12 protein-coding genes and 1 pseudogene are annotated in these 14,063 nt (G+C 41.2%); 5 read left to right on the top strand and 8 right to left on the bottom strand.

Annotated features, from left to right (window positions below; translation table 11 throughout):
- Positions 1–65: 65 nt before the first annotated feature.
- The gene (gene speD / locus PALI_RS04120) at positions 66–878 is read left to right on the top strand and encodes an adenosylmethionine decarboxylase (protein WP_077536731.1); all 813 of its coding nucleotides are present in this window, start codon (positions 66–68) and stop codon (positions 876–878) included.
- Between the two features lie 65 nt (positions 879–943).
- On the opposite strand, the gene PALI_RS04115 is transcribed toward speD, so the two are convergent.
- Positions 944–2,227: an aromatic amino acid transport family protein gene (locus tag PALI_RS04115; protein ID WP_077536732.1), complete on the bottom strand. Its 1,284-nt coding sequence runs from the start codon at positions 2,225–2,227 to the stop codon at positions 944–946.
- A 399-nt stretch (positions 2,228–2,626) separates the two neighbouring features.
- Between PALI_RS04115 and PALI_RS04110 the strand changes: the two genes are divergently transcribed.
- Complete coding sequence (locus PALI_RS04110) at positions 2,627–3,424, top strand: alpha/beta fold hydrolase (RefSeq protein ID WP_193155044.1); 798 nt, start codon at positions 2,627–2,629, stop codon at positions 3,422–3,424.
- A gap of 370 nt (positions 3,425–3,794) precedes the next feature.
- On the top strand, positions 3,795–4,235 hold the full coding sequence (locus PALI_RS04105; protein WP_193154991.1) for a DUF6979 family protein: 441 nt from the start codon (positions 3,795–3,797) through the stop codon (positions 4,233–4,235).
- A gap of 56 nt (positions 4,236–4,291) precedes the next feature.
- Here the strand turns inward: PALI_RS04105 and cysQ are convergent, their stop codons facing one another.
- The 6 genes from cysQ to cysG are packed head-to-tail and all read right to left on the bottom strand — an operon-like array spanning position 4,292 to position 11,253.
- Positions 4,292–5,062, bottom strand: coding sequence for a 3'(2'),5'-bisphosphate nucleotidase CysQ (cysQ, locus tag PALI_RS04100; RefSeq protein WP_077536737.1), 771 nt, complete (start codon positions 5,060–5,062; stop codon positions 4,292–4,294).
- A 9-nt stretch (positions 5,063–5,071) separates the two neighbouring features.
- Complete coding sequence (gene cysC, locus PALI_RS04095; protein WP_010555008.1) at positions 5,072–5,665, bottom strand: adenylyl-sulfate kinase; 594 nt, start codon at positions 5,663–5,665, stop codon at positions 5,072–5,074.
- A gap of 32 nt (positions 5,666–5,697) precedes the next feature.
- Positions 5,698–7,422, bottom strand: a complete 1,725-nt coding sequence (locus PALI_RS04090; RefSeq protein ID WP_193154990.1) for an SLC13 family permease — start codon at positions 7,420–7,422, stop codon at positions 5,698–5,700.
- 30 nt (positions 7,423–7,452) lie between these two features.
- On the bottom strand, positions 7,453–8,877 hold the full coding sequence (cysN, locus tag PALI_RS04085; protein ID WP_193154989.1) for a sulfate adenylyltransferase subunit CysN: 1,425 nt from the start codon (positions 8,875–8,877) through the stop codon (positions 7,453–7,455).
- The gene (cysD, locus tag PALI_RS04080; RefSeq protein ID WP_008133447.1) at positions 8,877–9,776 is read right to left on the bottom strand and encodes a sulfate adenylyltransferase subunit CysD; all 900 of its coding nucleotides are present in this window, start codon (positions 9,774–9,776) and stop codon (positions 8,877–8,879) included. The genes cysN and cysD overlap by 1 nt, the downstream gene beginning before the upstream one ends.
- Before the next feature lie 49 nt (positions 9,777–9,825).
- Entirely contained in the window at positions 9,826–11,253 is a 1,428-nt protein-coding gene (cysG, locus tag PALI_RS04075) for a siroheme synthase CysG (RefSeq protein WP_182701855.1), read from the bottom strand.
- A gap of 288 nt (positions 11,254–11,541) precedes the next feature.
- On the opposite strand from cysG, the gene deoC reads away from it, so the two are divergent.
- Positions 11,542–12,294 (top strand): deoxyribose-phosphate aldolase, encoded by a 753-nt coding sequence (deoC, locus tag PALI_RS04070; RefSeq protein ID WP_193154988.1) that lies wholly within the window; start codon positions 11,542–11,544, stop codon positions 12,292–12,294.
- Positions 12,278–12,792 (top strand): annotated as a pseudogene (locus PALI_RS04065) (hypothetical protein). Before deoC ends, PALI_RS04065 begins: the two are co-directional and overlap by 17 nt.
- 37 nt (positions 12,793–12,829) lie before the next feature.
- Here PALI_RS04065 and PALI_RS04060 read toward each other — a convergent pair.
- Complete coding sequence (locus PALI_RS04060) at positions 12,830–13,960, bottom strand: CsgG/HfaB family protein (protein WP_193154987.1); 1,131 nt, start codon at positions 13,958–13,960, stop codon at positions 12,830–12,832.
- Positions 13,961–14,063 lie beyond the last annotated feature (103 nt).

Genomic DNA, 14,063 nt, shown 5'->3' with positions numbered 1-14,063 from the left:
GTATAAAATCCGCGAACTTTTCATTCTGCAGGTGCAGATTTCACTAATTTATAGGTTGGTTTATTATGAACAAACCCTTCGATAAACTTAAACTTCATGGCTTTAACAATTTAACCAAAAGTTTAAGCTTTAGTATTTACGACATTTGCTACGCAAAGACCGAGCAACAACGTAAAGAATATATTGAATATATCGATGAGCAGTACAGTGCAGATAGACTAACCGACATTTTAGGTGAGGTTGTTGATATCATTGGCGCTAACATTTTAAATGTAGCTCGCCAAGATTATGAACCGCAAGGTGCGAGTGTTACTATTTTGGTTTCAGAAGAGCCAGTAGAAGAGCAGCAAAATTACGATGCTGACGAAGCACCAGGGCCATTACCTGATTCAGTTGTTGCGCACTTAGATAAAAGCCACATTTGTGTACACACATACCCAGAAGCTCACCCTGATGATGGTATTTGTACATTCCGTGCTGATATTGAAGTATCAACTTGTGGCATTATATCGCCACTTAAAGCGTTAAACTTCTTAATTCATAGCCTTGAATCAGACGTAGTAACCATTGATTACCGTGTACGTGGTTTTACCCGCGATATTAACGGTGTCAAACACTACATTGACCATGCAATTAACTCGATTCAAAACTTCATGACAGAAGATACCAAAGAAGCGTACCAAATGATGGACGTGAACGTGTATCAAGAAAATCTGTTCCACACCAAAATGATGTTAAAAGAAACCGATTTAAACACCTATTTGTTTGGTCTTTCAACTGATGAATTATCAGATGACGAAGAAGAAGAAATTCGCTCTAAACTGACTCGTGAAATGCAAGAAATATTCTATGGCCGTAATCTGCCAGAAACAGAGTAATCGCAACGAATTGAATTAAAAATGGCGCTCAGTGAGCGCCATTTTTTTGTGCCTTAAATAAGTGTTTATTTAAGCATACTATATAAAAGTGCAAACACAGCAAGTGAACCAACCGCTAATATAAATAGCGTACTTAAACGATTACGGTATTTATGAAGTGCAGGCACTTTATAAACAGCAATCATTGGCATAATGAATAAAATCATCGCAATGATTGGGCCCGATAGTTGATCCATCATGTCTAAAATACTTGGGTTTTTAACAGCGCAAAACCAAATAGCTAAAAACATAATTAACACACCAATTTTATCGGCAACGCCAGCACTTAATCGTGTTTGTTTAGTCACTAAACCCGTAAAGCTTTCGCGTGCTCCTAAAAAGTGACCTAAAAACGACGACGTAATAGCAATAAAGGCAACAAGCGGCCCAAGCGTGGCAATAAACGAGTTATCAGTAATATTAGCAAGGTACGATAAAACCGAAACGTTAGCCGCTTTAGCTGCTGCCATTTGCTCGCCTGTAAGCGACAGCACGCACGAAAACACAAACAATAGGACAAAGGTAATAAGTAGCAAGCTAGTGCGCTTTAAAATCGCCTCAGACTTACGTGTAGCTTGTTCGCCGTAATGACCGCGTTGCACATTTACAAAGCTTGAGATAGCCGCTGCGTGGCTAAACGAAAACACAATTATAGGAATCGACAACCACAACGTTTTACCAAAGCTGCCCATTTCAGGCATGCTCATATCGGGCACTTGCCAGCTTGGAATCAAATAAAGCGATAAAAACAACAATATACCCACAAGCGGGTAAACTAAAATAGCAAAAGCACGCAGCATTAAACGCTCGCCACCCATCATTAAGCTAATCATACCCGCCACTAATACGCCCGAAAGCAATACGCGAGAAGGTGACTCCATTCCCATTTGATTAACCATAAAGCTATCCACAGTATTGGTTAAGCCTACACCGTAAATAAGCAAAATTGGGAATATAGATAAAAAGTACAACAAGGAGATTAATCGACCCGCAGTCACACCAAAGTGTTCTTCAACTACATCGGTAAAATCGGCATCTTTATTTTTCGACGAAAGCACAAAACGTGCTAAGCCACGGTGGGCACAAAAGGTCATAGGGAATGCTAAGCACGCCATAATAATTAATGGCCAAAAACCGCCAATGCCAATATTAATAGGTAAAAATAAAATACCCGCACCAACGGCCGTGCCAAATAGACTTAGCGTCCATTGTGTGTCATGCAGATTCCATTTAGATTTGTTTGTATTAGCTGAACTTGTATGTGTGTTTGTTGATGCATTTGAAAGCGTTGCATCTTGAGATGTGGTCATATGTGTGTGCTCATCCATTATTTAAAATAATAATTGCGCCGAAGAATATAGTTTTTAGCTAAAAATTTCATGTTTTGCGGGGATTTGTAGACTAATTAATTAGACCCAATTGGAAGGTAAGTGTCATGAATACGAAACAGCGGTGTAAAAGTGAGCAAAACCCTTAAACGGCAACACGCCATTGCGTCATGCGATCAGCAAAGCCAAGAGAGGCGGTTTTCATGTCGTGAAAACAGGGGCAGGCCATTTTTATTGGTTTTCATTTCAAAACCATAGTCTGCTCCCAAAAGCTTTTAAGTAGAAGGCATTGATCTCAACTCCATAAGAGATTTTTATTAAACTCCGTTATACTTCTTGCAATTGAATATGCCAAACGAAGTAAATAGGCCGCTAACTGCAATGAGCAAAGACATTCTTTTCCATACTATTTTTCCACACGAAACCAGTAAAACATGGGTTGTATTTGTTCATGGAGCAGGTGGTAGTTCGGCAATCTGGTTTCGTCAGATAAAAGCCTATAAAAAAGAATATAATGTGTTGTTGCTAGATCTTCGTGGTCACGGTAAATCGAATAACTTAGTACAAAACTTTGTTGATAATAATTATTCGTTTAATAATGTCTCTAAAGACATTATTGATGTGTTAGATCATAACAATATTACCAGCGCGCACTTTGTTGGTATTTCATTGGGCACAATTATTATTCGAAATATTGCTGAAATTGCGCCGCAATATGTTTCTAGCATGGTGCTAGGTGGAGCGGTTACTCGTTTTAATACTCGCAGTAATACATTGGTTTATTTAGGTAATACTTTTAAACACTTCCTGCCTTATATGTGGCTGTATCGTTTATTTGCTTTTATTATGATGCCGAAAAAGCGCCATAAAGAATCTCGACTTTTATTTGTTCGTGAAGCAAAGCGCTTGTGCCAAAAAGAGTTTATAAAATGGTTTAAATTAGCCATGGACGTAAATCCTTTAATGCAGTATTTCAAAGAAAAAGACATTGATATTCCCATTCTGTACATTATGGGTAAGGAAGATCATATGTTCCTTGGCCCTGTTAAAGAAATGGTTAAGCGTCATAAAAACAGCGTACTGCAAACTATTCACCATTGTGGCCATGTCTGTAATGTGGAACGTCCTGACTTATTCAATCAGCACTCGCTTGCTTTTATTGCCCAGCAAAATCGTTAAGGGTTGTTGCTTTTAAAAAGCTTTCAATTAGTGGCAAGTCCTAAAAACTTATAACAGCCATTATTAGTAAACTGGAACAGGTCATTCTTTTTGACTTTCGTCTCAAACTAAAAACAAGACCTACCGCTGAAGTAATAAACCCAACATGCCATAGCGTGATGCAAGTCGTAAAGCCAAGATAGGCTGTTTTCATAACGAACAGCCTATCCGAATGTAATATTTATAATTGGTAATAACTTACACGCTTTGCTATTAATAGATGCTCGCAAAGTAATGACATTCCACGTAATGATAGAAAAGAATCTTTCAAAACTTGGAGATATTGCTTTTCACGAGAAGCTATTAGTGCCACTAATTAGGAGTGACTTACATGAGAGGGGATATGCTTGGAATAAGCCTGAATGATTGGCTTGAAGGAACAATAGCAAAGGTTAAAAATAATGAGCCTTGGAATAAAGCATGGCTAAATACCTATAAGGATTTAGGTGGCCAAAGTTTAGAAAGTGGAAAGAAATCTTGCCCAAAGAACGCCGCGAGGGTGTTATATCAAAATGGGAGAATTACAGGATATGATGAAAATTATAAAGCAGTCTCATTCCAAGAGGTTATAGAAAATGATTCTGTAAATGGGGTATATGCTCTTATGGCTATTGATGAACTAAAACAAAATAATAGTATTGCACTTAGTTCGCTTGTAAAAGCTGTTCATTGTAAATTCGATAAACAGTTTGGTTCAGCTCCTAACTCAGATCAAGGTGCTATAAAATTAACATTCAAACTATGGCATTTGAATAAAATTGTTCAACAGTAAGCTAAAGCTATCACTTGTCTTGCTGACAACCGATAGCTAACCACTTAAAACTGGGCTTACTCTTCTATCGCACTAACCACAAAATACGGATTTAAGTACTCATCTTTGGTGTTATAAATTAGTGGGCTGCCATCAAGCTTAGTGACTTTTGCACCGGCTATTTGTGCGATTGCATGGCCAGCACCTGTATCCCATTCGCAAGTTGGACCTAAGCGCGGGTAAATATCGGCGCTGCCTTCGGCGACTAAACACAGTTTTAGTGAGCTGCCTTTAGACACCATTTCAACTTCGTCAAAGCGTTTTACAAACTCGGCTAAATCGGGAGATGGGTGCGAGCGGCTGCCTACAACTCGAATTAACCCTTTGTTAGGTTTGGTAGTTACCTTAAGCTCAATTCGCTCATCGCCTTTATCTTTAAAAGCACCAATGGCTTCAGCGGCAAGGTACGATACGCCAAGGGCAGGTGCATCAACTACGGCTAAAATAGGAATGCCGTTTTTAATTAGGGCGATGTTTACGGTAAATTCACCGTTCTTTTTAATAAATTCTTTAGTGCCGTCTATTGGGTCAACTAACCAGTAGCTTTTCCACGTTTGGCGTACATCCCAGCTTATGTCGGCGTTTTCTTCACTGAGTATTGGAATATCAGGTGTGAGCTGTTGAAGCCCTGCCACAATCAGTTTGTGAGCTGCTAAATCGGCGTCGGTTACGGGGCTTTCATCGGCTTTGTACTCAACGTTAAAATCCTTTTCGTAAATTCCCATTATCGCTTGGCCTGCTTTGCGGGCAAGGATGAGGGTTTCTTCTAGCAGTTCGGTTTGATTCATGGGGTTAACCTATATTATGTGCTTTTGTTTTAGATACGTTATCAGTTGTGTAACCGATTGGTCTAGGGTGTTTTTACTTGTATCTAAAATTATTTCTGGATTGTTTGGCACTTCGTAGCTTGAATCGATACCCGTGAAGTGTTTTATCTCTCCAGCGCGGGCTTTTTTGTATAAGCCTTTTGGATCGCGACTTTCGCATACATCCAGTGGGGTATCGATAAATACTTCGATAAATTCGCCGTCATCTACTAGGCTGCGCACCATGTCGCGCTCCGCTCTAAAAGGCGATATAAACGCAGTAAGTACTAACAAGCCAGCGTCGGTCATTAGTTTTGCGGTTTCGCCTACGCGACGTATGTTTTCAATACGGTCTTCGTCGCTAAAGCCTAGGTCTTTGCATAAACCGTGGCGTACGTTGTCGCCATCGAGCAGGTAAGTGTGCGTACCTTGTTGATTAAGCGCCGCTTCTAGTGCGTTTGCTACGGTGCTTTTGCCAGAGCCTGAAAAGCCGGTAAACCATAAAATAGCGGGCTTATGTTTTTTTTGCTCACTACGCTGTGCTTTTGTCGTTGCGTAGTTATGCCAAACTATATTTTCATCCATAATGAGAGTCTCTTATGCTGTGAGCGCAGGTATTAAAACGGAAATACCAGCGGGATCAAGGTTAATACCGTGATTGAATAAATAATAGAAAGGGGTAAGCCCATCACTATGTAATCTTTTAAGCGATAGTTACCCGCGCTATAAACCATTAGATTAGTTTGATACCCAAATGGCGATATAAAGCTGGCTGATGCGCCAAAGGCAACCGCCATAATAAACGGTAGCGGGTCGACATTAAAACCAACTGCGAGCGAGTATGCAACAGGGAACGACAAGGCTGCTGCGGCGTTATTAGTAATAAGCTCGGTAAATAATACGGTCATTAAAAATATAGCTATAAATGCGCCGTACGGGCCAAAATCCCCAAGTACCATAAACATGGCGTCGGATATTTGCCCTGCAAGTCCGGTGCCTATCATTAATTTAGCTAGGCCAATGGCGCTGCCTACAACCACGAGTAGCTCAAGTGGAAAACGGCGTTTTACTTCATTAAGTTTTATAGTGCCACTGAGCATTAAGCCAATCAGTAATACTAATAAGCCTTTAACCAGCGGCACTATGCCAACAATGCTTAATCCCAGTACGGCGGCAAAGCACAGTAGCACAATGTTTGATTGTTTAGGGGCAAGGTGGGTTTGTAAATCAAGGCCCGATATATACACAAACTCGCGTTTTAAATTTGGCAAGGTGTAAAAGTTTTTGCCTGGTGCGAGTATTAGTGAGTCGCCAGCTTGTAATTGTACTTGCCCAAGGCCGCCTTGTAAGCGGTCGTGCCCACGGCGAATGGCAATAACGGCGGCATGAAATTGCTCTCTAAAGCGGGCTTCTTTTACGGTTTTGCCAATAAATTTTGATGACTGACTTACAACTACTTCGACTAAGTGTTCGATGTCTTTTTGATGATTGTCGTGCACTACTTTTAAGCCGTCGAAACGAGTCAGTAATGGCACCGATTTTATGTCACCTACAAAAAGTAGCACGTCATCTTTTTGAATAATTTGCTGCGGGGTGACTGCGCAAATGCGGCTGCCATCGCGAATGATTTCCGCAAGGAATAAGTCTTTTAAATCACGCAGGCCGTTTTCTTCAACGGTTTGGCCTATTAATTTTGAATTTGCTTGTACTTTACCTTCTAGGTAAAAAGGCACCACTTCTTGATCGCTTTTACCGTTGTCGGGTAAAAATTTAAGCATCACTAAAATAGTAATTAAGCCTACGCTTAGCGCGCCTAAACCCACTAGGGTAAAGTCAAAAAAGCCCAGCGGTGCCATGCCTGCATCTACTGCAAAGCCATTGACGATTAAGTTAGTTGATGTGCCAATAAGCGTAATAGTGCCGCCCAAAATAGCAGTGTACGACAGCGGTAATAATAGCTTTGAAGGGGAGTGATTAGGGTTGTCTTTTATTGCGGTAATAAGCGATGCAACAACGGCGGTATTGTTAGTAAACGACGATAAAAAAGCAGTTGATAACCCCAATTTTGTTACCGATTTTACTAAACTACCTTTAGATAGTGATTGTGCTAACTTTTGAATTAGCGTGGTTTTTTCAATCGCAATCGACACTACCACCAGTAAAATCAAGGTAATAAGCGACGGATTAGCGTAGTTAACTAACATGTTTTCAAGATCAATTAATCCGGTTAAATAACTAGTACCAATGGCACTTACAAATAACCATGCAGGATTAATACGGGTGCCAAATAGGCACCCAACTAAGATAAGCATAATGCCTGTTAAAACGAGCTGTTCTACCATGCTTTTAAATTCCTAACAGACATTTTGTACTTACAGCTTTGATATATCAAGCGCTTGCCAATGTGGAAAGTGCTTGCGTACTAAGCTGTTAAATTCAACTTCAAATTCGCTAAAGTTACTTTGCTGTACTTGGCTTTGCAGTACTTGTTCAATCATGCCGGCAGCAACCGTTAGGTTTGATAAGCGATCGATTAGGATAAACGAGCCTGTTTCGTGATTGCAGTGGTACTCGTCTGCCAAAATAGTTTCGGTTAGTTCAAGCGTTACAATCGCAATTTCGTTTAACTGTAGTGAGTCACTAGTGCCGTGTTCAAGCGTGTTCACATCAATCGTGTAATCAATCTTTTTAACAATAGCTGAGGTGTTTTTGCTGCCTAGTTTTAGGTTATAGCTTTTACCTAATACTAATGGCGACTCATGCATCCAGACAATTTTAGCTTGCAGCTGGTTGGTAACCACGGCCGTTGAGTTTGCAGGAACGATTACATCCCCTCGGCTAATATCAATTTCGTTATTTAGGGTAACGGTAATTGCTTGGCCTGCTTGTGCGCTATCTAGGTTGCCATCAAAGGTAACAATTTCTTTAATGCTTGATGTTTTACCCGACGGTAATACTTTTATAGCATCGCCTACATGTATCTTGCCCGATGTCAGTGTGCCCTGAAAACCACGGAAGTTTAAGTTAGGACGCACAACATATTGTACCGGTAGGCGCGCTTCAAAGCCTGTATCTGTTTCGGCTGCTGGCGAATCTTCTAGTAATTCTAGTAGCGGCTTGTCGGTGTAATACGGTGTATGTGCAGAGCGTGTTACTACGTTGTCGCCTTTAAGCGCCGACATAGGCACAAACTTAATGTTTGATACGTTAAGTTGCTCAGCAAATTTAAGGTAATCGGCCTTAATTTTTTCATACACGGTTTCGTCAAAATCAACGATATCCATTTTATTAACGGCAACAACAAACTGCTTAATGCCCAGCGAGTCACAAATAAAGCTATGGCGCTTGGTTTGTACTTGCACGCCGTAACGCGCATCAACCAAAATAATGGCGACATCGCTTGTTGATGCACCTGTTACCATGTTACGCGTGTATTGCTCGTGCCCAGGTGTGTCGGCAATAATAAATTTACGCTTAGCCGTTGAAAAGTATCGGTACGCTACGTCAATAGTAATGCCTTGCTCACGTTCAGCTTGTAGGCCATCAACTAATAAAGCAAGGTCAAGATCTTCACCTGCGTTACCTACTTTTTCGTTATCTTTATGAAGGGCAGCAAGCTGATCTTCATAAATTTGGTGGCTGTCGTGCAGTAGGCGGCCAATCAATGTCGATTTACCGTCATCTACGCTGCCACACGTAAGCATACGCAATAAGCTTTTGTCTTGTTGGCGTGCTAGGTAGGCGTCTATGCCTATTTCTTTTACTTCGTTAAATGTATCGTTATTTTGGCTAGACATTAAAAATACCCCTCACGTTTTTTCTTCTCCATTGAGCCGGCTGAATCATGGTCAATAACGCGACCTTCACGTTCAGATGACGTAGATAGCAGCATTTCTTCAATAATTTCGGTTAAAGTACTTGCTGTTGACTCAACTGCACCGGTAAGTGGGTAGCAGCCTAATGTACGAAAACGTACAGATTTCATTTGCGGTACTTCACCTTCATTCAGTGGCATACGCTCATCGTCAACCATAATTAGGGTGCCATCGCGATCAACAACAGGGCGCTCTTTTGCTAGGTAAAGCGGTACCATGTCGATGTTCTCTTGGTAAATGTATTGCCAAATATCAAGCTCAGTCCAGTTAGACAACGGGAAAACACGAATGCTTTCGCCCGGATTAACTTGGCTGTTGTAGGTATTCCAAAGCTCAGGACGTTGGTTTTTAGGATCCCAACGGTGGTGTTTGTCGCGGAATGAGTAAACACGCTCTTTTGCGCGTGATTTTTCTTCGTCTCGGCGTGCGCCACCAAATGCAGCATCAAAACCATATTTGTTAAGTGCCTGCTTTAAGCCTTGGGTTTTCATTATGTCAGTATGTTTACCCGAGCCATGCGTAAACGGGCCTACACCCATTTCAATGCCTTCAGGATTTTTGTGTACCAGTAGATCAAAGCCGTATTCTTTAGCTATACGGTCGCGAAACTCAATCATTTCACGAAACTTCCAATTGGTGTCTACGTGCAATAACGGAAACGGAATTTTTGCAGGGTAAAATGCTTTACGCGCTAAGTGCAAAAGTACCGACGAATCTTTACCAATAGAGTAAAGCATTACTGGGTTCTCAAACTCAGCAGCGACTTCGCGCATGATTTTGATACTTTCAGCTTCAAGTTGCTGAAGGTGAGTTAAAGCCATTGTTAGTCGTCCTACTAAAATGATTAAAAGTTATAAATTTAAAATTCGGTTATGTATTTGATACATCTGTAAGCGGCTGTGCAAAACTGCTTGTTTGTTCGTTTTTCCCAAACCACGCTAGTTGCGAGTGCAGGGCGGCTACTTCGCCAATAATGAGTAGCGCAGGCGATATAATGCTGTTGCGCTGGATTAAGTCGGCAAGTTCGCCTAATTGGCCTGTTACCACACGCTGATTTTTACGTGTACCGTTTTCGATAATGGCAACAGGAGTGTCGGCTTTGCGGCCATGCTTTAAAAGCTCGCTTTGTATGTGCGGCGATTTAATTACGCCCATGTAAATAGCAAGTGTTTGATTTGCTTTTGCCAGCGATTGCCAATCAAGTTCTTGACCGTCTTTTTTACAGTGGCCAGTTACAAATTGAATGGCTTGTGCATGGTCACGATGCGTAAGCGGAATACCCGCATAAGCACTGCAACCTGCAGCGGCTGTAATACCCGGTACAATTTGATAATTTACCTTGTTAGCAGCCAGTACTTGTACTTCTTCGCCACCACGACCATAAATAAACGGGTCGCCACCTTTAATACGACATACTTTTTTGCCTTGTTTAGCAAGGTCGACCAACATTTGGTTGGTGTCGTCTTGAACAACACTGTGATCGCCTAAACGTTTGCCTACACAAATAAGGTCAGCATCGCGACGCACTAATTCCATAATTTCATCAGAGACTAAAAAGTCATATACAACCACATCGGCTTGTTGCATAAGTTGCAGCGCTTTAAGTGTTAAAAGCTCAGGATCGCCTGGACCTGCACCGACTACATATACTTCGCCTTCAGGCTCTGCTTTAGCATCTAGCATTTGCTCTAGTTGCTGCTGTGCGGCTTGAGTATCACCGGTTTGCACTTTACTCACGACAGAAGAGTCGAACACGCCTTCCCAAAATTGGCGGCGGTCAGAAAAGTGTTTAAAGCGTTTTTTTACTTTGTCTCTAAATCCGCCTACAAGTGTTGCAAGTGGGCCAATATGTTGTGGGATCAAGGTTTCGAGCTTTTCGCGTAGGCGGCGTGCAAGTACGGGCGCAGTGCCCGCACTTGATATAGCAATCGTAATTGGGTCGCGGTCAACAATCGATGGGAATATAAACGTACATTTAGGTTGGTCATCAACCACGTTTACGAATACATTGCGGGCATTGGCAAGCTCAAATACGTTGTTGTTTACTTCATCGCGGTCAGTTGCCGCAATAACTAACATTTTGCCATCAAGATGCGACTCATCAAAATAAGCATCAATAAGCGTGACTTCATTATTATGTGCATGCTCTTTTAATTCATCACAAAACCAAGGTGCTACTAAGGTAACGCTTGCTCTCGCTTTTAAAAACGCGCGACATTTGCGTAATGCGACCTCTCCACCGCCAACAACCAATACTGGTTTGTTGTCGAGTTTGGTAAAGATAGGTAAATACTGCACGTTAATAACACCCCTAAACAAATTCAAATACAAGAAAAACGCTTTATTCTGGCAAGCAGAATATAGCGGCTATCAATAAGTAAAAAATAATTAAAACCAAGTTGATATAACCAAAAGTTATAATGGGTGGGCTTTTTAGGCCTAAGAGTTAGTTAACAAGGGATTGCGACGAGTTACAAGTAAAATAATCAGCTTATAGTGTTTGGTTATGAGCTATAGCGAGTTTGATTTAATTTGTTAATATGGGGGTATATTAAATTTTGTACTTACATAGGCAAGGGAGTCTACATGACACAGCATCAAAAAGACGCGGCATTAGCAGTCGCACTGATGGATTTAACAAGTTTAAACAGCAGTGATACAACTACAGACATTCAAGCGCTTGTTAATAGTATAAATCCGACCTTAGGCACGCCAGCAGCCTTATGTGTTTATAGCGACTTTGTTGATGATGCAAAAATAGCACTGGCAGCGCGTGAGCTTAGCCACGTAAAAGTGGCAACAGTCACTAATTTCCCAACGGGTGATGCGCCACTCAGTGATGTAATTAACGAAACACTCATTGCAATAGAGCGCGGTGCGGATGAGATTGATTTAGTTATTCCTTATAAAAAACTCATAGCGGGCGATGCTCAAACAGTACTTAGCTATGTAAGCGAAAGTAAAAAAGCGTGTGGGTCGCGCGCGCAACTAAAAGTAATTATAGAAAGCGGTGAGCTTAAAACTGACGCGCTTATTACTCAAGCCACGGAGCTTGCAATTGAAGGTGGTGCCGATTTTGTAAAAACCAGTACGGGTAAGGTCGCTGTTAATGCTACGCTTGAATCAACAAAAATTATGCTCAGTGCAATTAAAAGGACTGGTAAGCGTGTTGGCTTTAAAGCCGCCGGAGGTGTTAAAACAGTGGCTGATGCCAGTGATTATTTAGCACTGGCACGCACGATAATGGGTGATGATTACCTGCAAGCAAAGACATTCAGGTTTGGTGCTTCAAGCCTATTAAGTGATGTTTACAAGGTGTTGAATGAAGCGCAGCAGTGATGAGGAAAAGCGTCAGTTAGAGCATGATGCGGCTAAATTGTTTTTACGTTGTTATGAGCAGCAGTTAGGCATTCATATGCGTAATATTTGGCATAATGAGCCCAATAAACCTTATGTTAGTTGTTATCAAGAAGATGAACAGCTTGATATAGAGATTGCCCATTTGTATGCCAGCGAAACAGAAGCGATGGCTGTTTTAGGGCGCCCGCTGTCAATGCAAATGCAGCGAGATTTAGCAGACATGGCACAAAAGCCAAGTGAGCACAGATTGCGGGCCGCATTAGAGCGATTGCTAAAATAAAAAGAAAAAAACGTTATTATTCAAAGCGTACTTGGCTTGTTATTCGTAATGCGAGTACTATTTGGCGCAAAGCTGACTTTGAAGCAGTGATCGATGACCTTAACTTTCCAAGAACCTATCAATTTGAACAAATTTGGTTAGTGTGTGATTTTTATCGTGGTGAGTTATTACGTGTGGATGAAAAACGGCCTATATAACAGCCGTTTTTTATTTTAAGCTTAAAGCTAATACTGATTAATTAAATTTAAACATGTTGCTTATACTTTCGAGGCTAGATTTGTTCGTTTTGGCAATACAACCACTGTCATCAAGTGACTTTTTAGTTGTTTCATCAGCTAAACCCGTTACCTTTATTTTTTTGTCTTGTTGGTACTCACGCAGTGCGATAACTGTTTTACGATCGTATTCAACATCTTGTGTTTCAAATTCTTCATAATCAGGCTGGTTTCTTAGGTAACCCAAGCACACTAAGCTTAGGCGTGACATTGCTAAATCCATTTTTTCATAATGCGGCATTCTATGAGTGGGTACATCTACTGTTACAGCGGGCTTGCTGGCTGCTTTTGCGCGTTTAGTAGCTGGCGGCGGCGCAGTGTAACCCGGTGCTAAAGTGTTGTTACTGTTATAGCGATAGTAAGTATCTGGAATTTTAGTTTCTAAAAACTCAACTGCTTTAATAATAACTTCACGCAGGGCTTTTTCTTTAGGTGTATCAGACCATCCACTTATATTACCGCCAACAAGTGCGCCACCAAAGTTGGTTGCAGCGCCTGTGAAATCAAAATCTTTACTGCCACCTTCAACACTTGTTGCAGCTAAAATACGTGATGTGCGAGTATCTATAAGGCGTAGATCAATTGCCATATGTGAACCCGAAAAACCGGCAGATACAGAGCTAAATACATCACCGATAAAGCCGCCACTACCTACACTTGCACCAGAGCTATCGTCATCAAATTCTGTGACCGCAGCAATCACGACTATTTCAGCACCTTCAATCTCGCCATAAGCAGCACCCGATGAAGCGCTAACGCGACCTGAGGCCGCTAGATCTTGTTCTGATAAAACCGCGTCAAGTGCTTGGCGCTCTAAAACAATAAAACGATTTGTTGATACTAGAGCGGTAGTTAATTGATCCGCCATACCGTCGCCTATTTCTTTACGCCACCATTTTGAATTATTTGATTTGTCGGTGAAGCGTGCAACTGCAATTCGGGCTTTTGGACCGTTGTATTGTTCCTGTGCAACTGCATTTATATCTGGTGAGTTTTGACCCGATGTCACATTGGTTGAAGTGCTTTGACAAGCGCTCAGAGTGGTCGTTAATAGTGCCGTTAATAGTAATTTTTGTGGTGTTCTTAACATATGACTGTCCTTAATTAATATGCTTAAAGGAAATGTTGTGCATTCCCTTTAATATTTATATTCATGTTAATTTAGATAAATCAGTAGGTTAAAAATAGTACTG

Source organism: Pseudoalteromonas aliena SW19 (assembly GCF_014905615.1).
Classification (GTDB): Bacteria; Pseudomonadota; Gammaproteobacteria; order Enterobacterales; family Alteromonadaceae; genus Pseudoalteromonas; species Pseudoalteromonas aliena.
Note: the sequence above shows the minus strand (reverse complement) of the source record. Positions and strands in the feature narration are given on the sequence as shown.

What these genes read in the sequence shown, in the direction of transcription:
- cysN (WP_193154989.1), bottom strand. Translation starts at nt 8,877, where the DNA reads ATGTCTAGCCAAAATAACGATACATTTAACGAAGTAAAAGAAATAGGC.
- PALI_RS04090 (WP_193154990.1), bottom strand. Translation starts at nt 7,422, where the DNA reads ATGGTAGAACAGCTCGTTTTAACAGGCATTATGCTTATCTTAGTTGGG.
- speD (WP_077536731.1), top strand. Translation starts at nt 66, where the DNA reads ATGAACAAACCCTTCGATAAACTTAAACTTCATGGCTTTAACAATTTA.
- cysQ (WP_077536737.1), bottom strand. Translation starts at nt 5,062, where the DNA reads ATGAATCAAACCGAACTGCTAGAAGAAACCCTCATCCTTGCCCGCAAA.
- PALI_RS04115 (WP_077536732.1), bottom strand. Translation starts at nt 2,227, where the DNA reads ATGACCACATCTCAAGATGCAACGCTTTCAAATGCATCAACAAACACA.
- cysD (WP_008133447.1), bottom strand. Translation starts at nt 9,776, where the DNA reads ATGGCTTTAACTCACCTTCAGCAACTTGAAGCTGAAAGTATCAAAATC.
- PALI_RS04060 (WP_193154987.1), bottom strand. Translation starts at nt 13,960, where the DNA reads ATGTTAAGAACACCACAAAAATTACTATTAACGGCACTATTAACGACC.
- PALI_RS04105 (WP_193154991.1), top strand. Translation starts at nt 3,795, where the DNA reads ATGAGAGGGGATATGCTTGGAATAAGCCTGAATGATTGGCTTGAAGGA.
- cysC (WP_010555008.1), bottom strand. Translation starts at nt 5,665, where the DNA reads ATGGATGAAAATATAGTTTGGCATAACTACGCAACGACAAAAGCACAG.
- PALI_RS04110 (WP_193155044.1), top strand. Translation starts at nt 2,627, where the DNA reads ATGAGCAAAGACATTCTTTTCCATACTATTTTTCCACACGAAACCAGT.
- deoC (WP_193154988.1), top strand. Translation starts at nt 11,542, where the DNA reads ATGACACAGCATCAAAAAGACGCGGCATTAGCAGTCGCACTGATGGAT.